Here is a 23,184-nt window from a genome sequence, read left to right as displayed (position 1 = left end):
CCCCGGTCTTCTGATCTCCCTACACCTGAATCTTGTGGTATCCGGCGGCCTTGTTTAAGCGGTTCATGATTGCCTGTCCCAGATCGTCGGCCTGAAAGCTCTCTGAGAAGATGCAGTCCACCTCCAGATCGTCAAACTCTCTGAGAACCGCGTACAGGTTGTGGGCCACCGTGGCCTCGTTGGCTCTCATTCCGATGCTTTTTAAAATGCCTGCCGGATACCGGTCCTTCGTCTCCTCTGTGCAGATGATTCCCACCCTCTGGCCTGCACCGAGCTTTTCTGCCGCCAGGGCATTGATGCGGGACACTACTGCGTCTGTCTCTCCCTCCACCAGCGTCAGATCCGCCTTCGGAGCATAGTGGCGGTACTTCATTCCGGGAGCCTTTGGCTTTATATCTGCTCTCATGGGGCCGGTGATCGCCGGATCAACCGCAGTCTCCCCCACAACGCTTCTCAGCATCTCCATCGTGACGGCTCCGGGTCTTAAAAGCGTCGGAATCTCCTCGGTCACATCTACAATCGTGGACTCTACGCCGATCCCCACAGGCCCTCCGTCTACAATCATCTCGATTTTCCCATCCATGTCCTGAAGCACATGCTCCGCCCTGGTGGGGCTTGGACGGCCAGAGGTGTTGGCGCTGGGCGCCGCTATGGGAACTCCCGCCAGGCGGATCAGCTCCCTGGCCACCGGATCGCTTGGCATCCTGACAGCCACTGTCTCAAGACCTCCCGTGGTGCCGTGGGGCACCACCCCGCTCTTTTTAAAAACCATGGTGAGAGGCCCCGGCCAGAAGGCCTCAGCCAGCTTTCTCCCCGCCTCCGGTATCTCCGCCGTGAGAGGGGCAAGGGCCTCAAAATCTGCAATGTGGGCGATCAGCGGGTTGTCGGAGGGTCTTCCCTTGGCCTCGTAAATTCTCCTGGCCGCCGTCTCATCCAGCGCGTTTGCTCCCAGGCCGTAAACCGTCTCTGTGGGGAAGGCCACCAGTCCTCCCTCCCGCAGGACAGCAGCCGCCTCAGCAAGAACCGCCCTGTCCTCCTGGGTCAGCCCGCCGTCCCCGTTTGCGGCTCCAAACGCCGCCTCAAAGGCCTCGCTCTCCTTTTTCTTCCTGTACTCCTCGTGGATTCTCACCACCCTCGTCTTCTTCTGTTCCATTGTACAACCTCTTTATTCTATCTCTCTTCCGTGTTGCTCTTTAACTCTGTTCACCTTTTTCTCCCTATCATAGCACATGAAAAAGGCCCATGCAAGACAGGGCAAAGGACATCTCATCCTCCTCCAAAACCCTTTTTTCCCTTTCTCCCCGGCGAACAGCTGCGTAAATCCATCAGAAAAAAGGAGGGTTTTCAGTGACTTTCCCGGAACTGAAAACCCTCCTTTTTTCTGCCTCGCCTCTCTTCTGCCCTTCTTTCTTTTACTCCAGCTCCCCGAACTCCTTCCTCTCAAACTCCTGAATGGAGATAAACTTTTTTCCCGGATTTGCAAACACGAAGGTCTTGTCTACATTTTCCAGGTAGTTCTGGATCTTGTCGTTGGTGGCGCTGATGATCGCCTGGAAGCCCAGGCCGCGGATCAGGCGGATACAGCTTGCCACCTTTTCCGCATCCATCTTGGAGAAGGCCTCGTCCAGCACCACCAGGCGGATGGTTGTGTTTCTTCTGAACCGGGCCGGCAGGTTGATGCGGTAGGCCTGGGCAAAGCTGGCTAAGAGTGCCACATAGAAGGGGTTCTGCCCCTCTCCGCCGGAGTTTTTCTTGATCATCCGGCTCAATGGAATGTACATGGTCTCCTCCCCCTCGATAATCTGCTGCATGTCAAAGGAAAGATAGGTTCTGTAATCTGCATACTTTTCCATCTGCCTTCTGGCCTCCTCCTGCTCCCTGGCGGCGGCCTGATCCGGCGGAATGAAAATGTCTATGAGCTCGTTCATCATCGCCCCGTACCGGTCCTCGTGGGCCATGGTGAAGAAATTCATCTGGTTGTCCATGTTCTGGCTCAGACTGGCCGGATTAATCTCCAGGGCCTCATCCATAAACATGTCGTAATACTTTCCGTCAGCCCCCCTGTTTTTCTCGATGACAAAACGGTACTTATCCTTTCCGAAATCCAGCGAGCTGATAATCTCGTTCAGCTCGTCTCTCCGGTGGTAGGCCTCCTTGATGGCGCTTCTTATCTTAAAGATAAAGTCATCCTTAAAGTGCTCCACTGCCGTTCTGGCCTGCTCGGCCGCCTTCTCCCTGTACTCTGAAAGGCGGTCACAGGAAAGCTCCGCCAAAAGTTTGTCGTACTCCTCATTTCCTCTGTCGGAGGGCGAGAAGCGGCGGCCAGGATGGCGCCTTAAGTACTCGATCCGCTGCTTTTCCAGCCTCTCAAAGCGGCTCTCTCTGCGCTCTCCTGACTCTCTTTCCAGGTTTTCAAAGGTCTCCCTCAGCCTCTCGCACTGAGCCGGCCGCTCCAGGGCGTATTCTGCCGTGGAATAGCCGTCCGGAACTGCCTTAAAAGCTGACAGCAGGGCCTCCTCCTTCTTCGCTTCAAACTGCTCGAGAGCATGGGTTCCGCTCTTTTCCTCCATCTCTTTTTTCATTTCGGAAAGCTCTCTCTCCCTCTGTGACAGCTCTCCCTGAAGCTCTATATTCTGCTTTTCCCTGCCCTGAATATCACGATTCAGCTTCCAGAGGTTCTCCTCCAGGGCCTTCAAAGCCCCGCGGTCCTGCTCTATCTCCTTCTGAAGCTCCTCCCGCTCTTTCTCCCAGGCGCTTATCTGTCCCTCAGAAAGTTCGAGAAGGGCCTGCTCCTGGCGTTTTTTCTCAGCCCTCTTCTTTTTCAGGTTCTTCAGGTCCTCAAACATTTCCCCATACTCAGACACAGTCAGAGAAAGAGGTTCCAGGGACAGAACCTGATCGCAGGTCTGCCTGGTTTCCTCCAGAGGCTTAAGTTCCTCCCCAATCTCCCGAAGCTCCTCCTCCAGGTTTTCAATTCTCTTTTTCATGCTCAGGGCGCCGATATAGGCTCCCCTCGTATAATTTTCCGGGTTTATATACTGCAGGCGGCAGCTGTGATAGAGAAGGCAGTCGTCGGTGATGCCGATCCGGCACTGGCGAAGCTCGTCAATCCCCTCACACTTTATCACCTTTCCCAGCATAAAATCCACATAGGACCGGACGTACTCCGTCTGAGCGGACACCTCCTCCGACAGGGCATGGTCAAGCACCGGGTGACTGTCCCTGACCGCCTGCTCCGTGTCCACCACAGACACCCGGTAATAGGCCCTTCTGTCCAGCTCATTGTAAAAGCGCATGGCAGAACGCACGTACCTTGGCTCTACCACCAGGGACAGCTTATTGCCTCCCAGATAGCCCTCCACCGCATTTCTCCACCGCTCGCTCCTGATGTCCAGAAGATCCGCCAGAATATCCACCTGAACCGGCTTCTGGAACTCCTCCAGGAAGCGTTTCTGAATGTAGGTTCTGGCATTCAGGAGCTCTTTCGGGTAGGCCTTGCGCCCCTGTTTTAACTCCTTCAGGTTCTCCCTCGCCTCCGTCTGAGCCCGCTTCAGCCGGCGTATCTCCGACTCTGCCTCCTTTCTCTCCTCATCGGCCTCCTTCCTCATGGCCTCTATGCTCTGCTTCAGGCTGTGAAGCCCCTCCTCTGAGATCTCTCTTTTCTCAAAGGCCTCGATGTCCCAGAGGGTCTGGTTTGCAGTGCAGTCAGCCTCCTCCCAGCCCTTTAAGCCTGCGGCAGTTTTCTGAAACCTCGCCTCACTTTTTTCGTACTGCTCAATCAGCTCCTTCAGGGTTTTCAGCTTTTCCTTCAGATCCTCATAGCCGGTGGAAGCGATTTTTTTCAGAAGTTCCTCTCTCCCGGCTTCCTTCTCCTGAATCCGCTCCTCAAGCTGCGCTTTCGACTCAGACTGTCTTTTTGCCTCCTCCCTTGCCGCCTCTGCCTCACGTCCAAGGCGCCTGACTCTTCCCTTCAGGGCCAGAATCTCCATTTCCTTTGCAAGGGCATGATACCCTTCCATCTCCCCCTCGGCCTCCCGGACCTGCAGAAAGGCCTGATTCAGTTCTGAGAGCTCCTCCATCTCCCGGACCGTATCGTCGATTTTTTTCTTCATGCGCCCATACTGCATGACGCTTTCCTGCATATCTTCGATGTGAATGTCATCCTCCGTACAGATGTACTCCTTCACAAAATCCTCCAGGCGGATATTCATCTTAAAGGGAATGGCCCTCTTAAAAAGAAGGGGGAACTTCTCCTTGTCGAGGCCTCCCAGATAGGTGCTGTAGAGCTGAGAGCGGAATCTCTCGTTGTGAGGGCCGTAGAAGCTGTCCTCCTTTGTGAAATTTTTCTTCAGGAAGTCTCTCACCTCGCTGATGGTCATGGTGCGATCGGCAGTCCGGTAGAAATGCTCCGGCAGTCTCCCCTTATGCCAGAAAAACAGGCGGTTCACCTGGTTGGACGCCGTCTCCACGTCAAAGGCCACGCCGACACACTGGGCCTCACCGCCCTCCGTCTCCGTAAATTCCAGGGCGATTGTCGTGGAAAAGTTCTGATTCCTCAGATAGGCAAACCGGTTGTTTTCCTCTATATTCACCATTCCCCTCAGGTATTCAATCAGGCTTCTGTCTGAATCATCGGCAGCCGCCTTATTGAAAAACCCGCGGCCGTCTGTGTTTGCATAGAGAACGATCTGCATGGCGTCAATGATCGTGGACTTTCCGCTCCCCGAGTGTCCGGTGAAAAAGTTGATCCCGCTGTTTAAGGACAGCACCTTATGGCTGATATAGTGCCAGTTGTTCAGGCAGATCCGCGTCAGCGCCTTGAATCCCTTGTCATTCATCTGGAATCCTCCTCTCCGTCCGTCTCATTTTCTTCCCCGTCTGTCTCGTTTTCTTCTCTATCCGCCGCTTCTTCTGTGTCTCGTGTCAGCTGCCTGTCCTGCCCTTCTCCTTCTCCAAGCTCTGACAGAAGCTCTCTCACATCGTTTCCGGTCAGGATCAGGTTAATGGTGGGATAGAGGATCAGCCGCATATTTCCATCCAGATCGTCCATCAGATCCAGCGGCTCGATGATCTGATACTTTTTCAGAAGGCTTAACGCCCGTCGGATTTCTGTGGGAGCCGTCCTCCCGGTCAGGCCAAACACGCCGAGCCTCTCGCTGAGCTCTCCCAGGGTCGTGTGGACTGCAAGGCTGTTGGAGGCCTCTGTCATCTGCTCATCGTAGATCACCTTTAAGATGAGCAGGTACAGGGTGGCGAGCTTCGGCAGCTTTTCTGCCAGGACTGCCTCCCCTTTTATGTAAATCACACCCAGCTGAATATCCTCATAGATAGAAATACCGGATATTTCCAGGTATTCCCGCAGAAACTCCATGTGGCGTTCCAGGGTTCTGTACACACCGGAATACTGGTAGCGCCCCGTTTTCCTGTCATATTTTCTCTCCAGCACATAGGTCTGCCGCTCCAGAAGCCGGATAGCCTGGGTAAGCTCCTCCCGCTCCTCCTGAAGCAGCTCATTAAAATATGGTATCATCTTCTCTTATCTGTCCCTTTCCTGTATGGTAGCTGCCCTTCGTCTCCTCCCCGGCGCGCCTCTCTGGCTCCCCCGCTTTTGTCTTTTCTCTGAATACAAGAGCCGGAAACACATAGGCTCCGTTGTCGATGGACTCCGGCTCCCCCTCTGTCCTGAAGGGGCTTTCTTTTTTTAAGGAGTAATCATAGGCCAGGATCAGCTTTTCAAAATCTTCTTCGCTTCGGACGCTGTCTCCTGTGATCGCCGCAGCCTTATCCTCCATCCGCTCTCTGATGAAGTCTGTAATCTCTTCTCTGGTGTATTTTGCCGAAACCCGGTTCAGGCTCAGAAGCTCTTCCCTGGAAAGCTCCTTGGGAGCCTCCTCCGGCTGCAGCTTCTCCCGGAAGGCTTCCCTGGGCTTTCGCTTCCTGTAGAGGGATTTGTCAGAGAGCAGCTCTCTTCTTGAAAGGTTCATCCTGGCCGCCGTCTTTCTGATAAGGGGCTCCGGATCCTCCTCCCGGGACATTCGGTTCAGAAGCTGTAAAATCAGCCCTTTCGTGTCCTCTTCCTTATTTAAGAGATAGTAGAGACGGCTCACTGTAACTCTCACATAGCGGGTGTGCTCCCTGTCCATGTTGGCAATCCGGCGTTCGATGTCATCAAATCCTCTCTCAATGTCATCGAGCAGGCGGACTGCCTCTGAAAGCTCCAGCTTTTTTCCTCCCCGGCGGATGGTGAGCTCCAGGTACTCCGGCTCCTCTCTGAGGAGCTTCAGCCACTGCTTGATATCTGCCTTGTACAGGTAGAAATTATCGGATGTCTTTAAAATATGGTATTTTTTCTTTACAATCTCTTCCACATATCCGTCCAGGTGTTCCCGCAGCAGCTCCCCGTAAAATTTCTGATCCAGCAGGCTTGTAAAAAATTTGTCCATGTTGTGAAGCATGTCCTGAAGGGTCTTGTTAAGCCTTCTGGTATTTACAAGGGCTGTGTTTAACAGGGCGATGGATGCCCGGGGATCGTTCCGGTAGGAGAAGAGGTTGGCATAAATGTTCTGGATATAGATGTCCGCCTCGTCTCCCTCCTCCCCGATCAGCCGCTCGAATGCGCCGATAAAGACCGCGGCATAGTCGGGAATGACGATATTGACCGACAGGTTGACAAAATCCTCCTGGCGGCGCAGCCACCTGGTTCTGATCAGCCAGTTGAGAATACGTGTGGCCGGCGGCTCCAGGGTATCTGCCTCAGCCTCCTCCTGTTCTCTCTCAATCTCCACCTGGCGCCTGGAAAAGTAATCGCCCAGCACCTGGATGCACATCTCCCTGCTCAGGAAATAGTTGCTGTACTGATACTCTTCGTTGATTTTTAAGAGGGCTTCTATATATATTTCCCTGTTTGGGGAACGGAAAAGTCCCCAGAATGAGGACGGGATTTCGTTCAGAAGTTTCATGTGGTGACTCCTTTGAATGGGGTGTAATCGAGCGTAAAGGGGCTGCAAGAAAGGATCCGGATTTCTGCCGGGGCGCGCCCTGCTCCTGCCGGGTAGGGGGACTGCTCGTCAAATGCAGGCTCATGCAGGCATGGCATGCATTTTCCTCGCTAGTATACCACATCTTCCCTTCGCGCTGTACCATTTTTTGTTTCGGGTGTCGTTTGCTGCGGTTGATTCCCGGGAGGACACAGAATTATCATGGTTTTCTCACAGAATGAACACAGAATTTTCACTTTTTCTTTCTATGATCCCTCCTAGATGCAGGGGACGTTTTTCTGATGCCCTGGAGTGGTTTATGGCTTCGGGGCAGGCGGTTTTGCGCCCTCGGTGAAAAAGGAGGATTCTATCTTGATTGAAGTGAAAAATCTCGTTAAGGACTACGGGGGATGCCTGGCTGTGGATCACCTGAGCTTTACTATCCGGGACGGAGAAATTATCGGTTTCCTCGGGCCCAACGGAGCGGGGAAATCCACAACCATGAACATTATGACCGGATACCTGGGCGCTACTGACGGGGAGGTTCTGATCGACGGGAAAAACATTCTGGAGGAACCGGATGAGGCCAGGCGGCTCATCGGCTATCTGCCGGAAATCCCGCCTCTCTACCTGGATATGACGGTGCTGGAATACTTAAGCTTTGCAGCCGAATTGAAAAAGATTCCTAAAAAAGACAGGGAAGAGGCCGTCTCCAAAGCCATGGAGCTGACGATGCTTAACGACGTAAAAGGGCGTCTGATTAAAAATCTCTCCAAGGGCTACAGACAGCGCGTCGGTCTGGCCCAGGCTGTGCTCGGTATGCCGCCTGTCATTATCCTCGATGAGCCTACGGTAGGACTTGATCCGAAACAGATTATCGAGATACGTGATCTGATCAAATCTCTGGGGAAAAAGCACACGGTTATTTTAAGTTCCCATATTCTTTCAGAGGTCAGCGCCGTCTGTGACCATATTCTGATTATCTCCCACGGAAGGCTGGCGGCAAACGGCACCCCGGAAAGCCTGGAAAGCCAGATGGCAGGAGCTCAGACTGTGGTTATGACGGTGAAGGGCTCCCCTGATGCAGTGAGCAGCGCTCTGTCATCTGTAGACGGGATCGCTTCCATCGAGACCTCGGAGCCTGAAATAAAGTCTGAGATGAAACCTGAGATAAAATCTGAAATGGAACCTGAAATGGAATCAGAAATGGAATCAGAGACAGAGCAGGCTGAAAATCAGGAGGCAGACAAAGCTTCTGACCGAAGCTGCCTTACCAGCCTGCGCCTCTCCCTCTCTCCCTCTCAGAATCCTGACAGGGACAGCGTCAGGGTCCGAGAAGATATTTTTTATACCTTATCTGAAAACAGGCTCCCCATCCTCTCCATGCAGCTGGAAAAGACCTCTCTGGAGCAGGTATTCCTGGAACTGACCCAGTCCGGCCAGCAGCAGCCCGAACAGGGGGAGGAAACAGCGGGCCGTGGAAGAGCCGGAAAGCACGTTTCAGAAAAGAGGCACTGGCGTCCGTCCAGACATCACGGGAATGTATCCGGCTCCCTGCCTGCAGAAGGAGGATCTGTGCATCTTCACGGAGAAGACCCGGCTTTGACTTCTGGAGCTACAGAACAGGCCGGAAGCGATATACCCGATTCCTCACTTTCATCTGTGAGCAAAACTTCAAGCCCCGAACAGGAGGACAGCAATGGCAGCGATTTATAAACGTGAACTGAAATCTTATTTTTATTCCATGACAGGCTGTATCTTTATCGCCTTCATGACACTTTTTCTGGGCATTTATTTTATGTCCTACAACCTGGGAAGCGGTTATCCCTACTTTTCCTTTTCTCTGACAGGCATGCTGTCCATTATGATGTTCTCCATTCCTGTCCTGACCATGAGAAGTCTTTCCGATGAGAGAAGGAGCCGGACTGACCAGCTTCTCTTAACCTCCCCTGTGTCTGTCACGGGGATTGTCCTGGGCAAGTACCTGTCCATGATAACAGTGTTCGCCGCAACGGTTCTGGTTGCTGCCCTCTGTCCTCTCATCATTATGGCAAACGGCACGGCGTATCTGGCCGCTGACTATGCCTCCCTGCTGGCCTATTTTCTGCTGGGCTGTGTTTACATCTCCATCGGACTGTTTCTTTCGTCCCTGACAGAAAGCCAGATTATCGCAGCAGTTTCCACCTTCGGCGTGCTGCTTCTTCTGTTCCTGTGGCCCAGCCTTATGATGTTTCTGCCGACAACGGCATCTGGATGTGCCGTGGGCTTTTTCCTCATCTGGACAGCGGCAGTGCTGATCATTCTCCGGGTAACGGACTGGGCGGCCCTGGGATTTGTGCTGGAGGCGGCCGGTGCGGCAGTCCTGGCTGTCCTCTATTTTGCAAAGCCGTCCCTTCTCGAGCACAGCCTCTCTGATGTGCTGGGAAAACTGGCATTTACAGACGTGTTCCAGACCTTTGTGGCGGATCACATCCTGGATATAGGCGGACTTTTACTGTACGTGAGCACGATTATTTTCTTTATTTTTCTCACCGTTTTGTCCGTAGAAAAGCGCAGATGGAGTTAAGGAGGGCATTATGAATAAGAAGCTGAAAAGAGGCGGGTATACAGCCATCCTTGCTTTAATTGCGGTGGCCGCCCTGATCCTGTTTAATATGATTGTGGGAAAGCTTCCCGAAAATCTGACAAAAATTGACCTGAGCAATACGAAAATCTACTCGATTGGCGAAACTACGAAGGAAGTCCTGGACGGACTTGACAAAGATGTGACCATCTATGTGGTGGCTGATCCCGATTCTGTGGATACGAGAATCACCCATTTCCTGGAGCAGTACGAATCTGCATCCTCCCATGTGAAGGTGGAAACCCTTGACAGCATCCTCCATCCGGATCAGGTGCAGGCTATGGAGGCGGAAAATAATTCCCTTCTGATCTCCTGTGAGGATACAGGCCGAAAGGAAACTGTCCCCTTTGACGATATTATCCAGACAACCTACACCATGTACGGCTATCCTCAGGAGTCTGCCTTTGACGGAGAGGGACAGGTGACAAGCGCCATCAAGGGAGTGGTAAGCGATATTCAGAAAATCGCCTATCAGACCGGCAGCCACGGAGAGTCACAGCTCTCTGAATCTGTGACATCCATGCTGAAAAAATCCAATTTTTCCCTGGCTGACGTAAATCTTCTGACAGCCGGCTCCGTGCCCGAGGACTGCAGTCTTCTGATCATCAATAATCCCCAGACGGATCTGGCCGAGGACGAAGCAGACATGATCCTCTCCTATCTGGACAGGGGAGGCCATGTAATGATTCTGTCAGGCCCTCTCACAGAGGAGCGTCCCCACTTTAAAAAGGTTATGGACGCCTACGGCATAGAACAGCTTCCGGGATACGCTGCAGATATGGATCGGTATTACCAGAACAACCCATTTTACATGTTCCCGATCTATAACAGCGCCCATCCGATTACAAGCCCGCTGGATTCCAGAAGTCTGGCCCTTGTGGCCCAGAGCGGTGCGCTGAGGATCTCAGATTCTGTTCCTGAGGGAGTCACAGCTGAGGCCTTCCTCACCACCTCTGACAATGCGGTGCGCATTGTCTCTGACACAGAGCAGGTACCGGGAAGCTTTGTGCTGGCTGCCTCCGCTGAGAAAGAAACAGACAATGGAAAGGCAAGTCTCGTTGTGTTCTCCTGCCCGTCCCTGATTGATCCAGGCATCACAGAAGTATTTTCCAACCTGACCAACCTGGACATTTTCATGAACGCAGCAGTCTGGAACTTTGAGGATGTGGAAAATGTGTCCATCCCTTCAAAGAGCCTTGAGATGACCTTCAACACGATTTCAGGCAGCGGAACCCTATCCTTTATTTTCATCCTTGTGATTCCTGCCGCAGTGGCTCTTGTCGGTTTTATCGTCTGGATGAAAAGAAGAAAACTGTAGAACAGATAAAAGGAGGGACAAATATGTCAAGGAAACATACTCTGGCCATCGGCTGCCTTCTTCTGGCAGCCCTGGCTGCAGCCTATGCCTTTGTGTCCGGCTTTTCGGCAAGAGAGGACAGGAAGCGGGAGCAGGCGGAGGCAGCGGGCGTGATCCCGTTTACAGACTGCGCTGAGCTTGCTGCTCTCTCCTATACTTCGGCAGGCACCTCCATCTCCTTTGAGAAGGACAAAGATGGAATATGGAAGTATACGGAGGACGACGATTTTCCCGCTCTTCAGGCCTCTGTCCAGACCCTTGCCAATGATCTGGGAGACATAACTGCCAAACGGGATCTGGGCGAGGTTACGGACCTTTCCGTATACGGGCTCGACGCCCCTGCTGCCACCTTTTCTTTTACAGGCACTGACGGCCAGGATACCGTTATAACCATCGGAAATGAAACAGAAGACGGCGATTACTATGCGATAAAGAGCGGAGACAGCCATGTTTACACCATAAGCGATGTGCTGATGAACTACTCCGATTACACACTCTATGACTGGCTTAAGACAGATGAGCTTCCCTCTGTTTTCACAGCAGATGTGAAGGAATTTAAGATTGACGCAGAAGGCAAGTCCTCCCACTATATCCGTACTGGAAAGGATGACGAAGGTAATTTTATCTGGTACCGGGATTCGAAAGAAAGCGAGGAAAACCGCGTGGAGGACGTAAGCGTTCCCAACCATCTGGCCACAGCCATCACGAACCTTGCCATCTTCGACTGCGCAGATTACAAAGTCACGGACAGCGAGCTGTCCCAGTACGGTCTTGATAACCTCCAAGCCGTCATCTGGTTTTCCTACGAGGAGGAAGATTCACAGAGCGATTCCGGCTCTGAGACAGAGGATGAGACAGAAGCTGCAAAGCCCTCTGAGGAAGATTCCTCTGATGATGAAAATGCCGAAGATGCCGAAAATGCGGAAAACGGCTCTGATGACGGTTCCGGGATGAGCTCTCTGAAGGAGTTTTCCATTGAAATCGGAAGCCTGGACGAGTCAGGCGAATACTACTATGTCCGTCCAGCCGGCTCCATGGCCGCAGACCGGATTGAGAAATCACTGGTAGATGACTGCCTGAATGAGCCGTCCTCTAACGCCGGTTCAGATACTCCATAATTCCCATATGTATTGTCCACGCGAGGCGGTCCTGATATTCATCTGTATTTAACAGGGCCGCCTCCTCATAATTGCTCAGGAAGCCGCACTCCACAATCACAATGGGGCTTTTCACATGAAGAAGCAGGTAATAGCTGTCGTTTGCCTTCGCCTGTCTTGTATTCTTTTCTCCAAGCACATAGTCAAACCGTTTCTGCAGAATCTCTGCCAGCTTTTTCCCCTTTACCGAGCCGTTATAGTAGAACACCTGGCCTCCCGAGACATTTTCCTCATGGTAGCTGTTCTGATGGATGCTGACTACCAGATCCGGCTCTGCCTCGTCAATCAGGCTGCATCTGGCCTTCATGTCTGCCGACTTTTTCCTGCTGTCCGTTTCACTGTAAAGCCCCTTGTCCTCGCTTCGGGTCATCACCACCTCCACGTCCGCCAGCTCAAGATAGCGAGCCAGCTTTTTTGATATGGCAAGGTTAATGTCCTTCTCGAGACTCTGATCCACCCCCACCTTGCCGGGATCATTGCCTCCATGAGGAGGGGGCCGGATGCGCTTCTCCTCCCTGCAAATCCCCGTAGAGGCAGACCAGCTCCACACTCCCGTCCTCAAAAATCAGGATTTCCTCCGCCATCTGTGCAAGGAGTCTGCGCATGGAGCTGTCATCCCGCCTTACGAGAATCCCGGAAACGCCTGCAAGAGGCCAAAATTCCTCCTCCCTTTCCTCGTTTTCGGCCTCCTCCTGTCCGTTTTCTGCCCTTTCAGCCAGTTCCCACGGCCACTCCGTCTGCCACCTCTCCTTTTTCCTCCCCCCTCTCTTTTCTGATACCGCTCCTGTACCCTGTTTCATTCTCCCTTTCTCTGCTCTCTCAAACAGCTCTGCAAGGCTTCCCCTCTGCTGTTCCTCCTCCACTGCCCGGGCAAGTTCTGCGAGCACGATCTCCTCCAATTCCTGCCTTTTCACCCCATGGCCTGAACAGTAGGCCTTTCCGGCCCGCACATAAGTTCCGCACAGGTACCGGTCTCTTCCCTTTCTGACCATGGCCCGGCCGCAGTCCCCGCACCTGATAAAGCCGGCAAACACATTTTCTCCTGCTGCAGGCTGAAACGGGGCATAACGGCTCTTCAGAAGCTTCCTGGTCTGCTCCCATACCTGCCTGTCTATGATTGCCTCATGGGTTCCCTCCACCACAATCCAGTTTTCCCTGTCCACCTGCCTTGCCTTCCCCCGCATCCTCTGGAAACGCCGCCCCTGTACCATATTGCCCAGATACATCTCGCTGTGGAGGATCTTATTAACGGTGGAATACGTCCAGCAGGACTGTCCCGAAAGACGCCCTCCGTTCCTGTAGTTTTCCCCGTTCAGCCGCTTGTACTCGGACGGGCAGGGAATCCCCCGGTCATTCAGCATCCTGGCAATGGTATTTTTTCCCTTTCCCTCCAGAAAAAGCTGAAAGATCATCCTCACCACCTCAGCTGCCCTCTCATCCACCACCAGGCGGTTTTTGTCGGACGGCGACTTCCGGTAGCCGTAGCAGGCAAATGCTCCGATAAACTCTCCGGCCTTCTGCTTGGTTCTGACCACAGCGTGAATTTTTCTCGAAATATCTCTGGCATACTGCTCATTGAAGATGTTTTTGATGGGGAGCAGCATGTCGTACTCCTGCTTTCTGCTGTCAATCCCGTCGGCAAGAGAGATAAACCTCACTCCCATGTCAGGAAAATATCGTTCCAGCAGCCGCCCCGTGTCAATGTAGTCTCTGCCCAGGCGCGACAGATCCTTCACCGCCACGCAGTCCACAAGCCCGGCCTCAATATCCCTGATCATGCGCTCAAAAGCCGGCCGCTTAAAACTGGTCCCCGACCAGCCGTCATCTACATACTCAGAAAACAGGGAAAGCTCCGGCTCCGACTTAAGAAAATCCATCAGAAGCTTTCTCTGATTTCCCACGCTGTCGCTCTCTGCCTTATCGCCGTCCTCCCTGGAAAGCCTGATGTACACAGCTGTCTGGTAGACTGCAGCTTTTCCGCCTCCCGGCCGGCTCACAGGCTCGCCTCCCGGCCCGTCTTCTGTCCCTCTCTCTGATTCCTTTTGCAGACAGCCTGCCCTTCCTGTAAGCTCTTTTTCTCACCTTCCCCTGTATCGCGCTTCAGAATTCCGGCCTCTATAAGCCTCCTCAGAAACTCTGCTCTGGAGTACCGGTCAAGGCTTTTTCTCCTCACGCTCCTGCCGGAAATTCCATCCGGTTTGCCCTTTTTTGTCTCCCTTTTTTTCTCTTCCATCTCTTATCTCCTGTCCGTTTTTGCTACAGGTTATTCGCCGCTGCCTGTCCACTATTCCGGCTGTTTCAGAGCGTCTTCCTCTTTATCTGCTAGTTTCCTCCCGTCCTTTTCTCCATCATGTAATTCGTCAGCATAACCCCCTTTCTCTCCACCTGCTGCTCCTTTACCACCCTGTATCCCCGTTTTTCAAAAAATGGTCTCGCCGTAACAGAGGCGTGAGTCACAAATCTCTTCTCTTTTCCTTCTGTCCTGCTCCCCGCCTCTGCCTGCTCCCCTTCCAGATAATCACAGATAGCAGTCCCGATTCCCTGACCCTGCTCCTCCCTGTGAACGTACAGCCTGTCCAGATAACCGTCCGGCGCCATATCTCCAAAGCCCGCAATCCGCCCTCCAAGCTCGGCAATCACCGTCCTGTGGCGGCAGAAGGACTCGTGCCAGGCCCTGTGATCCACCTCTTTGTCCGCCCAGGCCCAAAGCTGCTCTTCTGTGTAATCAGCTGCGTTTACCGTGTGCACTGTCTCAAAAAACAGACGCTCCATCTCCTCCAGATCCTCTCTTCTGTACTCCCTCAGTCTAAGCTCCCTGTCCTTTCTGTTCTCTTTCATTCTGTATCCTTCCTTCACTATTTTACTTATCTGTGCCTGACTTTTGCCGGATTCTCCCTGCCGTTTTTCCTCTGTACGGCCGCATCCGTCCCCTGCCATGCCCTGCGTCAATGACCACCACCGGCTTCTCCTTTCCGATATGGACACTGCGCCCAGCTGCGTCCAGCCCGGTATAGCGGAACACAGAAAACAGAAAGACAATTAAAAACACAGCCGCCAGCGTTCCTGCCAGATGGCGGTCCAGAAAGCATACAATTTTCAAATTACTTCACCTGGAAATCGTCTCCTTACGCCCAGTATATTCCCTGTTTTCCTCGTCCCATTCCACCAGGGCCAAAGCCTTTCCCCTTCTGCCCTGGGGAGGCTGCTTTAAAAAACTCCCACCCGGCATTTCTCACCCGGCATTATAACACCATAACAAAATAACAAAACGGGAAAAACCTCCCGGCTCGCGCCGAAACCGTCTCTCCCGTTTTCGTTTTATCTCTTATCTTTCCGTCTCATTTGTCCCGGTTTTGCCTGCTCTTTTTACTCACCTTCTCCTAATTGCTGCTGTCCGGCTGTTTTTCCTCTCCGTCCGGCTGATCCCACTGGATTACGTCCCAGATCTCCTCACTCTCAAGCCCCAGCTTCCAGCAGGCCACGCCTGCCAGATCATTCTGGCGGATCAGATCCATCTTAAGCCCAAGGGAACGCTCCTCCTCCATCCAGAGATAGTCCATGGTTCCGTCTGACTCCTCAAGCTCCCCGTAATACTGGCCTGTTTCATCCTGCCAGGAAAGCTCCACATGATTTTCCTCTATCCAGTCCTTGGCCTTATAGATTCCCAGAGCAGAAGAGGTGGTCTCGCCGTCCTTCTCCTGCCACAGCCTTGTGTAGAACGGCACGGCATTGATCACCTTTTCCTTCGGGACCTCCTGAAGCGTGTCCCTGATTCCCTGCTCCACAAAGCCTAAAGAAGCGGTGGAGCCCTTCTCTCCGCCGGCAAAATGCTCGTCATATCCCATAACGATCACATAGTCTGCCACAATGCCCTGCTCTTTTCTGTTATAGCCCGCTGTGTAGGCAGAAGGCACGTAGTTGTCAACAGAGAGGACAATCCCTTCCTTCCGGCAGGACACAGACAGCTCCCTGATAAACTGGACATAGTGAGGCAGAGCCTCCGTCTTCATGCTCTCAAAATCCAGGTTAAAGCCGTCAAAGCCATAGGTTTTGGCCTCATCCATCAGGCTTTCAATAAGCTTTCTCCGGGTGGAGGTTTTCGACAGAAGGATCTCGGACTGGACATTCCTGCTGCACTCTTTGCTGAAATTGTCAACCATGGCCCACACCTGAAGTCCCCTCTCATGGGCCTCTTCCACATAGCTTCTGCTGGCCAGGGACTCATAGCTTCCCTCGTTGTCGCTGAGCGTAAACCAGGTAGGTACAATGACATTGACCCCTTTGGACGGCTCCAGCAGCTCCCCCATCTTCTGGTTGGCCTCAGGTATCGTCACCTGGTGAAATGCAAGCACGATCTTTTCATCCAGAGAAATATTTTTGTATTCCGGCTCCTTAAAGTCAGTTTCCGGCACCACGGAGCGCAGATTCTTAAGCTTTCTGTTTTTCACATATCCGATATGGCCGTCTGCTGTGGCGATCTTCACCCACTCGTCTGTAGTTTCCAGCACAGTGACGCTGTCGCCTCTGTAGCACTCTGTCAGAATAGGGCTTTTTACGTCCGCCTCCACGCGCACCTTCACCCTGCCCCTTACATCTGCAGTGGGCGTCCCGTCCCAGTCATTCTCGATAAATACCCTCTTGATATCTGTGCTGTCGAAGGCCTGTATCCTCACCTTTGTATAATTGAGCACAAGACCCATGGACAGATAAACGCCGTCCTCCCGCTTCACAATCAGCGGCTCCCCTGAGCTTCCCACGGCAGTGTCGTCTGTATAGAGAATCTCTTCCGGGAGGGCATAGACCAGCATCTCCTCATTCTCGTCCCAGTAGAAGCGGCTGTTGACATGCTCCGCCACCCAGTCTGCCGGCAGATAAGTCTGCCCGTTCTCATAGATTCCCTGGGCCTCCTGTTTTTCATAGTTCAGATATAAAATCGTTCTGTTCTCCTCAGCCTGATAAACCTCCCTGAGATCTGCCCTCTCCCTGGAAGGCGCAAATTTCCAGTACAGAAACGCTCCGCCGGCCAGTACAGCCAGGATCAGAAGGAACAGGAAGGCCTTCAGGATAGGATTTCTCCTGCTTTTCATACATATCCTCCGAAAATCACGTGAAATGAATCATATCAATTCAGGCGCCGGGAGATTCTCTCCCCGATACCTGTTTCTATTCTAGCATATCCATATACAACAGACTACTTTATTTTTTCTTACAATTTTTATGGTTCTCATTTTTTATTCACGTAATTTATCCCTGTTTTGCGTTGGCGATATTTTCCTTTTCGCCGCAGTTCTATCCCCGCGGAGCGTTTTTATATCACAGGGAACGAAGTTTCCTGTGATTCAAGAAAGAATCCTGCTTTGCAGGATTCTCCGCCTGCGGCGGGTCGCAGAAGCGACATTTTCTTTTCCGCCGCAGTGCGATCCCAGCGGAGCGTTTTTATATAGCAGGGAACGAAGTTTCCTGCTATATAAAAGACAGCCGGTTTGGACAGCAGACATGTTCTCAGGTTCCCTGTCAAGGCATAACAGTATCCTCCGCATTTCCGTCTTTTTGTCCTCTCCGGCTGTCAGTGGGTTTTAAAATGGCGTTTTCCTGTTTTTTTCCGGCGGCCTTGTCCTAGCTACCCTCCCCGGTCAGGCCAAAGTCCAGGTTCATGTATCCCATGGATTTTTACCTCCTCCTTTCCCGATTCTTTTCCTCTTTCAGCTTATCCGGGCTTTCGCTCAGTCTTTATTCTGCGCCGCCCGTCCATTCCTTCTATCTGTGGTAAACCTTGTCGAAATGGATCTCCACCAGTTTTCCTGTTTCGTCAGTAATGTAATCGCCCATATAAAAGGCTCCATCCTCCCTGACTTCCACAATCTGCTCCAGCTCGCCTGGACCCGGCTCTTTTCCATCTACCAGCACGGTTACTCCCACACTCTGATATCTCCTGATTCCATCCAGATAGCGGCGCTTTTCCTCCTGTTCCCGCTTTTTCTTCTGTACTGTTCTCAAGCTTTTATCCCTCATGTTATATCTCCTGTCTGGAAAACGGTATGAAATCCCTCCAAGGAGGCTGTGTGATATATTATTTTACCATTTCCCTAATATTCCAGAAATTCCCCAAAGAAATCCATCGCCTCCCCCGTCACGGAGAGTGCATCCTCTGTTCTCGGAATACGTCTGATAACAATCCCAGGATACCGTTTCAGTTCTGTCTCGAGCTCCCTGCTTCCCGAGCAGGCAAAATATTCCCAAAGCCCTTCCGAGTGTTTTTTCCCCTCTATCAGCTCCAGGAACGCTGCCAGTTTCCATTCAGCCAGGGATCCTACGAGAAATTTTTTCCGGCAGAGCAGGAATTCCGGCCTGGCTGCATCGAAATTATTTCCAAAATCAACGACAACCGTATCGAAGTCTGAATTAGCAAGATCTGAAAATGCATGGGATCCGGCTCCCTTGATAAAGGAAATTTCCAGAATATTGAACGAACATCCATTTTTCTTTAATACAGGATGTGTCTCAAACACCTCCTCTATCCGGGCAAAATCCCCGCTGTCATTGCGCTCCAGCAGGGCAGTTTTCTTTCCCAGGACTCCAGACAGATAGGCGGCTGTCATGATGGAAAAATGCGTTGTTCCAACGCCGCGGCTGCTGCCGGCCACCCCTACCATAAGGGGTGCACCGTAGCTTTCGCCTGGCTCCGCTTTTTTCGGAGCCTTGTCTCTTCTGCCCATCAGATATATGTCCTTTCTCTCTTTTATCTTCGGTTTTGGCCTTTAATCAGCCTTAAAAGCCCTCTGATACGGTGTTTCCGTCCTTTCTGCTCTCTTTTGAGGAGCCACTTTGCGGCCTCTGTTCCTGAAAGGAGACTGTAAAATGCCTCCGTGGCTGTCTCCTCCTCTCCGGAAATAGGATCCTCAATCCAGGGCAGAAATCCTGCGGCACAGTCCCTGGCTTCCTCCGGAAGCAGAATATTGCCCGCAGACTCCCTGCGGTTTACAAGAATTTTTATCCTTGCTTTCTGTGACTCCCACGGCTCCTGGGACGTCTGTGATTCCCGAAACAGCTTCCCTGCCGCCCTCCGGCAGTCTGAAAGCTCCCACGGCCTGCCCCCGCAAACCAGAAGGAACAGCTGTGCCTGGAACGCCTCATGATCTTCCCGGGAAATCCCCTTCAGATTCTGGCTGTCCAGAGCTCCCATGTCCAGAACCCGGATTCGGAAGCTGTTCTCATCGGGATGAACATTTTTCCCAAAGAGAGGTTTGACAGGCACGATTCCCGCCTGAAAAATCCCTCTTCTGTCAGGCCGCTTTCCCATAGCTCGTCCCAGTGACGCCGCTGCCCCCGAAGAATTTCTCTCCTCGTAAAGGCAGGGGCCTGCATGAAGGTTCAAAAAGGCTGACAGAGCCAGGGCCGCAAGAGTAGTTCCCGTGCCCGGGCGGCTTCCGGCCACAGCAATCGTAAGAAGTGGCATTTGATTCTCAGTGAAAACTCCCGTTCTGAGGGCGCCAAGCGCCTCCAACAGTTCCTTTGCAGTCTGAAATCGCTTCTCTTTTTGCGGACTTAAACACTGCTCAATAACCGCTTCCAGCCTGCCGTCAAAGCCGGCATTCTCCACACAGTTTTCTCCCTCCGGGCTTCGCCCCGTCCCCATATAGAACAGAAGGGCACCAATGGCATAGATGTCTGCTCTCTCATCAGGAGCTTCGTTCCGATAAAGCTCAGGAGCCGCAAACCCGGGAGTCCCAAAGCGCAGAGCTCTGCCCTCATTTCCGGCAGAAAAGACAGCCTGGTCAAAATCAATTAGTTTCAGTGCGCCGCCGCAGATCATCAGATTCTTCGGCTGCAGATCCAAATGTAAAATAGGGTTTGGTTTCAGCGAATGCAGATAAACCAAGATCCGGCAAAGCTCGCTCCCATATGCTGCGATCTCTGCTCGGGTAAGACTGCCCCTCTCTTTCATCAGGGCAGATAAAGAATGACCTTCCAGATATTCTTCGATAATATAGAAATAGTTCTGATCCTCTTCCAGATCGTAGATAACCGGTATTCCCGGATCTCTCAGGCTTTTTAAAATCTCAGCCTCCCTCAGAAAGACGCCTGGCCGCTGCTCCTTCCTCACACGCTTAATGGCTCTGTATTCACGAAGCCCCAGGTGTACCGCCAGAAGGACGGTGCCGTTTCTTCCGGTTCCCAGCGTTCCGGTTATCTGGTATTTTCCAAACAGTACGGTGTCTTCTGTCTCCTGCACCTCCTTTCGGAACTACCACTTCTTAACCTGTATTCTAATATACGCCGCGGTGATTTACAACCATTTTCAGGCAAATTTCCTAAAATTTCTTTTAATTTTTTTACATAGGAATTGCCAATCTGTTATATTATATAGTATATTGGGTATATAGAACCCAAATTCAGGCTGTAATGAAAGGCGAGTGATCCGATGAAGATAGAACGTATCAATGAAAACCAGATTCGCTGCACTCTTACCAGCTTCGACTTAAGCATACGGAACCTGAATATCGGGGAGCTGGCCTATGGCAGCGAAAAGGCCAAAAAGCTGTTCCGCGAGATGATTAAGCAGGCTGAAGCCGAGGTTGGCTTTGACGCAGAGGACATACCGCTGATGGTTGAGGCAATTCCGCTCTCAGGAGAGAGCATCATGCTTGTCATCACGAAAATAGAAGATCCCGAGGAGCTGGACACGAGATTTTCCAGGTTCTCCCCAGCCTCAGAGGAGGAGGATTCCCCTCTCGGCTCTCTTCCCCAGGATCTGCTGGAGGGAGCAGACAGTCTTCTGGGGCTCTTTGCCTCCAGCCTTCCCGACGGGAAGGAAGGCTCCCAATCGGGACTGCTGTCCCGGCTGAACGCAGCTTCCGCCCCGGAGAGCAGTCCGCACGCCGCCGATAAACAGCGCGGAAGTCAGGGAAAATCTGATTCCTCCGTTTCCGGCGCTGGAAGTTCAGGAAACGTAGAAAACGGCAGAACCTATGCAGACACCCTGTCGCAGCGCATCTTCTGCTTTGACTCCCTGGACGCAGTAACCAGGGCAGCCCGCATCGGCGGACAGGCATTTGAGGGAGAAAGCCGCCTGTATAAAAACAGTCGGACTGGCAAGTATTACCTGGCCCTTCAGGAGCTCACTCCGGGATGCGAACATTTCATACGATTCTGCAATCTGCTGATTGAGTACGGAAGCAGCGTCCGGGCAGAGTATGCATCCCGCGCTTATTTCGATGAGCATTATGACTGCATCATAAAGGAGAATGCCGTAGCTGTCCTGAGCCGCCTGTAGCATTTTCGGCGGCAAGGCTGAAAATGCGGACTGCTTACGGCCCTGTCTGCATGAATCAAATACGCCGGAGTACCGGCAGCTGTCAAGCGCTGCCGGTACTCCGGCGTATCTTTCATTTCCCAGCTCTTATTACTTCTGAGCCAGGTATTCATTGATCGCATTTACTAATGTATCAACCTGTATTCCATGAACCATACTGGCCTCTTCCAGAGACTCCATCTGAGAAGCCGGTCAGCCTAAGCAGTGCATTCCAGCTCCCATAAGGATAGGTGCAATTCCGTCATCCAGACGAACCAGATCTCCGATTAACATTTCTTTATTAATCTGCATGTTTGTACCTCCTTCTGTTTTTATACCCATAATATAATACTTTTCGACTTCTATTGCAAGGCTTAATTTCGTCAGAAAAGTATGTAAATTTGCAAAAATTCTGAGCAGAATCCATCAAAATCCGTCTGTTCTGCCGCCCCTGTCTCTGTAACTTTGCAATTTTTTCCTTTGCTTCTATTTTAGAACAAGGATTTTTCTGGTACCATCTTGAATATTTCGCATTTTTAGTTTAAAATGTAGGAACAGATTAATTAAAGGAGGTAATTTATCATGGCATATGTAATTACAGATACATGCGTTAGCTGCGGAGCTTGCGCTGGCGGATGTCCAGTAGGCGCAATCAGCGAGGGAGACGGCAAGTACGAGATCGACGCAGCAGCTTGCATCGACTGCGGAGCTTGCGCTGGTACATGCCCAACAGGCGCAATCGAGGAGGCTTAATTTAAGCTGAGTGTTCTGCCGTAAAGGCAGGAGTCATGCGATTGCACAGGAGGGTAACGCCGGAGTTGTTTTTACACTCTGACGTTACCCTCTTATTTTTTTCCGGGTTTTACAGTACTATTTTCTGCAGGCATCCGCAAATTATACGCGGGCTGCCGATGCTTTCAAATCATTTTTCTTTCTGCCGGTCATAATCCCTCTTCTTTCAGAATACCCTTTATACAATAAAACAGAATGCTCAGGCATCAGGGAGTGTAATCTTATCATGTATCACTTTCTTACAGCCGGTTTCAGAAATGAGCGCCCGGAGGGCAGACTTCCCCTTATCGGCCTCTCACCAGGGCAGACTGACGACGGCAGCCTGTCCCTTCGCCGTTTTTATATGGACGCAGTAAAAAAAGCAGGAGGGCTTCCCGTCCTGCTTCCTTTCCTGTCAGACGCCTCTGAGGCAGTCCCCTTTGCCGACCGGCTGGACGGACTTCTTCTCACCGGAGGGCCGGATCCGCACCCCTCCCTCTTTGGCGAGGAGACCCGAACCGGCTGCGGCTTTGTTTCCCCTGTCCGCGATCAGACGGAGCTTTCTCTCCTGCACGCCTTTTTCAGGGTTCAGAAACCTGTATTCGGTATCTGCCGGGGCGCGCAGATAATCAATGTCTGTTTTGGCGGAACACTGTGGCAGGATCTTCCCTCCGACTGTCCCGAAAGCCGTATCTGCCACAGTCAGCCCTATTCGCCCGACCTTCCCGCCCACAGGATTTCCATCCTTCCTGGAAGCCTTCTGCACCGGATCGTCGGAAAGGAGACGCTTTCCGTAAACAGCTGTCATCACCAGGCCGTCCGCGCTCCAGGGTCCTGCCTGACTATCTGCGCCCGCGCCTCTGACAAAGTTGCAGAGGCTGTGGAGCACAGAGAGCATCCCTTCCTGCTGGGTGTGCAGTGGCACCCTGAACGGCTCGGCAGAGACGAGGGGGAAGTGCTGTTTGAGGCCTTCTGCAGGGCCTGCCGGCAGAATCTCTGAAACAGCC

At 52.3% G+C, this 23,184-nt stretch carries 22 protein-coding genes; 7 read left to right on the top strand and 15 right to left on the bottom strand.

Annotation, left to right across the window (positions count from 1 at the left end):
* Positions 1-19 precede the first annotated feature (19 nt).
* From LK436_RS04310 to LK436_RS04290, 5 genes are read right to left on the bottom strand one after another with little or no spacing between them, the layout of a single operon-like run.
* Positions 20-1,153, bottom strand: coding sequence for an L-threonylcarbamoyladenylate synthase (locus LK436_RS04310; protein WP_008396410.1), 1,134 nt, complete (start codon positions 1,151-1,153; stop codon positions 20-22).
* Between the two features lie 12 nt (positions 1,154-1,165).
* Positions 1,166-1,444: a hypothetical protein gene (locus tag LK436_RS04305; protein ID WP_044930717.1), complete on the bottom strand. Its 279-nt coding sequence runs from the start codon at positions 1,442-1,444 to the stop codon at positions 1,166-1,168.
* The gene (locus LK436_RS04300; protein ID WP_008396412.1) at positions 1,413-4,838 is read right to left on the bottom strand and encodes an ATP-binding protein; all 3,426 of its coding nucleotides are present in this window, start codon (positions 4,836-4,838) and stop codon (positions 1,413-1,415) included. Before LK436_RS04300 ends, LK436_RS04305 begins: the two co-directional genes overlap by 32 nt.
* Positions 4,835-5,530, bottom strand: coding sequence for a DUF4194 domain-containing protein (locus LK436_RS04295; RefSeq protein WP_008396413.1), 696 nt, complete (start codon positions 5,528-5,530; stop codon positions 4,835-4,837). Before LK436_RS04295 ends, LK436_RS04300 begins: the two co-directional genes overlap by 4 nt.
* Positions 5,514-6,959 (bottom strand): Wadjet anti-phage system protein JetA family protein, encoded by a 1,446-nt coding sequence (locus LK436_RS04290; protein WP_008396414.1) that lies wholly within the window; start codon positions 6,957-6,959, stop codon positions 5,514-5,516. Before LK436_RS04290 ends, LK436_RS04295 begins: the two co-directional genes overlap by 17 nt.
* 399 nt (positions 6,960-7,358) lie before the next feature.
* On the opposite strand from LK436_RS04290, the gene LK436_RS04285 reads away from it, so the two are divergent.
* The 4 genes from LK436_RS04285 to LK436_RS04270 are packed head-to-tail and all read left to right on the top strand — an operon-like array spanning position 7,359 to position 12,075.
* A complete protein-coding gene (locus LK436_RS04285) occupies positions 7,359-8,693 on the top strand; it encodes an ABC transporter ATP-binding protein (RefSeq protein WP_347476048.1) in 1,335 nt (444 codons plus the stop codon).
* On the top strand, positions 8,677-9,543 hold the full coding sequence (locus LK436_RS04280) for an ABC transporter permease subunit (RefSeq protein ID WP_008396417.1): 867 nt from the start codon (positions 8,677-8,679) through the stop codon (positions 9,541-9,543). The genes LK436_RS04285 and LK436_RS04280 overlap by 17 nt, the downstream gene beginning before the upstream one ends.
* Positions 9,544-9,553: 10 nt before the next feature.
* On the top strand, positions 9,554-10,918 hold the full coding sequence (locus LK436_RS04275; RefSeq protein WP_008396418.1) for a GldG family protein: 1,365 nt from the start codon (positions 9,554-9,556) through the stop codon (positions 10,916-10,918).
* A gap of 23 nt (positions 10,919-10,941) precedes the next feature.
* Positions 10,942-12,075: a DUF4340 domain-containing protein gene (locus LK436_RS04270; protein WP_008396419.1), complete on the top strand. Its 1,134-nt coding sequence runs from the start codon at positions 10,942-10,944 to the stop codon at positions 12,073-12,075.
* Here the strand turns inward: LK436_RS04270 and LK436_RS04265 are convergent.
* The 9 genes from LK436_RS04265 to LK436_RS04225 form a co-directional block, all read right to left on the bottom strand.
* A complete protein-coding gene (locus LK436_RS04265; RefSeq protein WP_021966693.1) occupies positions 12,050-12,571 on the bottom strand; it encodes an N-acetylmuramoyl-L-alanine amidase in 522 nt (173 codons plus the stop codon). The two genes, LK436_RS04270 and LK436_RS04265, sit on opposite strands and share 26 nt — an antisense overlap.
* Positions 12,572-12,587: 16 nt before the next feature.
* Entirely contained in the window at positions 12,588-14,111 is a 1,524-nt protein-coding gene (locus LK436_RS04260; RefSeq protein WP_008396421.1) for a recombinase family protein, read from the bottom strand.
* The gene (locus LK436_RS04255; RefSeq protein ID WP_008396422.1) at positions 14,108-14,347 is read right to left on the bottom strand and encodes a hypothetical protein; all 240 of its coding nucleotides are present in this window, start codon (positions 14,345-14,347) and stop codon (positions 14,108-14,110) included. The genes LK436_RS04260 and LK436_RS04255 overlap by 4 nt, the downstream gene beginning before the upstream one ends.
* A gap of 89 nt (positions 14,348-14,436) precedes the next feature.
* On the bottom strand, positions 14,437-14,952 hold the full coding sequence (locus tag LK436_RS04250; protein ID WP_015574601.1) for a GNAT family N-acetyltransferase: 516 nt from the start codon (positions 14,950-14,952) through the stop codon (positions 14,437-14,439).
* Between the two features lie 22 nt (positions 14,953-14,974).
* The gene (locus LK436_RS04245) at positions 14,975-15,214 is read right to left on the bottom strand and encodes a hypothetical protein (RefSeq protein ID WP_044930720.1); all 240 of its coding nucleotides are present in this window, start codon (positions 15,212-15,214) and stop codon (positions 14,975-14,977) included.
* Positions 15,215-15,494: 280 nt separating this feature from the next.
* The gene (locus LK436_RS04240) at positions 15,495-17,201 is read right to left on the bottom strand and encodes a glycosyl hydrolase family 18 protein (protein ID WP_008396425.1); all 1,707 of its coding nucleotides are present in this window, start codon (positions 17,199-17,201) and stop codon (positions 15,495-15,497) included.
* Between the two features lie 670 nt (positions 17,202-17,871).
* The gene (locus LK436_RS04235) at positions 17,872-18,126 is read right to left on the bottom strand and encodes a hypothetical protein (RefSeq protein WP_008396427.1); all 255 of its coding nucleotides are present in this window, start codon (positions 18,124-18,126) and stop codon (positions 17,872-17,874) included.
* 74 nt (positions 18,127-18,200) lie between these two features.
* Positions 18,201-18,830, bottom strand: a complete 630-nt coding sequence (locus tag LK436_RS04230; RefSeq protein ID WP_008396428.1) for a hypothetical protein — start codon at positions 18,828-18,830, stop codon at positions 18,201-18,203.
* Between the two features lie 23 nt (positions 18,831-18,853).
* The gene (locus LK436_RS04225) at positions 18,854-20,347 is read right to left on the bottom strand and encodes a serine/threonine protein kinase (RefSeq protein WP_008396429.1); all 1,494 of its coding nucleotides are present in this window, start codon (positions 20,345-20,347) and stop codon (positions 18,854-18,856) included.
* 189 nt (positions 20,348-20,536) lie between these two features.
* On the opposite strand from LK436_RS04225, the gene LK436_RS04220 reads away from it, so the two are divergent.
* The gene (locus tag LK436_RS04220; RefSeq protein WP_008396430.1) at positions 20,537-21,388 is read left to right on the top strand and encodes an adaptor protein MecA; all 852 of its coding nucleotides are present in this window, start codon (positions 20,537-20,539) and stop codon (positions 21,386-21,388) included.
* Between the two features lie 129 nt (positions 21,389-21,517).
* Here the strand turns inward: LK436_RS04220 and LK436_RS04215 are convergent, their stop codons facing one another.
* Entirely contained in the window at positions 21,518-21,718 is a 201-nt protein-coding gene (locus LK436_RS04215) for a DUF1858 domain-containing protein (RefSeq protein ID WP_118750952.1), read from the bottom strand.
* Between the two features lie 270 nt (positions 21,719-21,988).
* On the opposite strand from LK436_RS04215, the gene LK436_RS04210 reads away from it, so the two are divergent.
* Both LK436_RS04210 and LK436_RS04205 read left to right on the top strand, forming a co-directional pair.
* Positions 21,989-22,159, top strand: a complete 171-nt coding sequence (locus LK436_RS04210) for a DUF362 domain-containing protein (RefSeq protein WP_008396432.1) — start codon at positions 21,989-21,991, stop codon at positions 22,157-22,159.
* 265 nt (positions 22,160-22,424) lie between these two features.
* Positions 22,425-23,177 carry a gamma-glutamyl-gamma-aminobutyrate hydrolase family protein gene (locus tag LK436_RS04205; RefSeq protein WP_008396433.1) on the top strand — a complete coding sequence of 251 codons (753 nt, stop codon included), beginning with the start codon at positions 22,425-22,427 and terminating at the stop codon, positions 23,175-23,177.
* The last annotated feature ends 7 nt before the right edge of the window (positions 23,178-23,184 follow it).

Source organism: Clostridium sp. M62/1 (assembly GCF_020736365.1).
GTDB classification, from domain to species: Bacteria; Bacillota; Clostridia; order Lachnospirales; family Lachnospiraceae; genus Otoolea; species Otoolea saccharolyticum_A.
The sequence above is the reverse complement of the archived record's forward strand: the minus strand, read 5'-3'. Positions and strand labels throughout refer to the sequence as shown.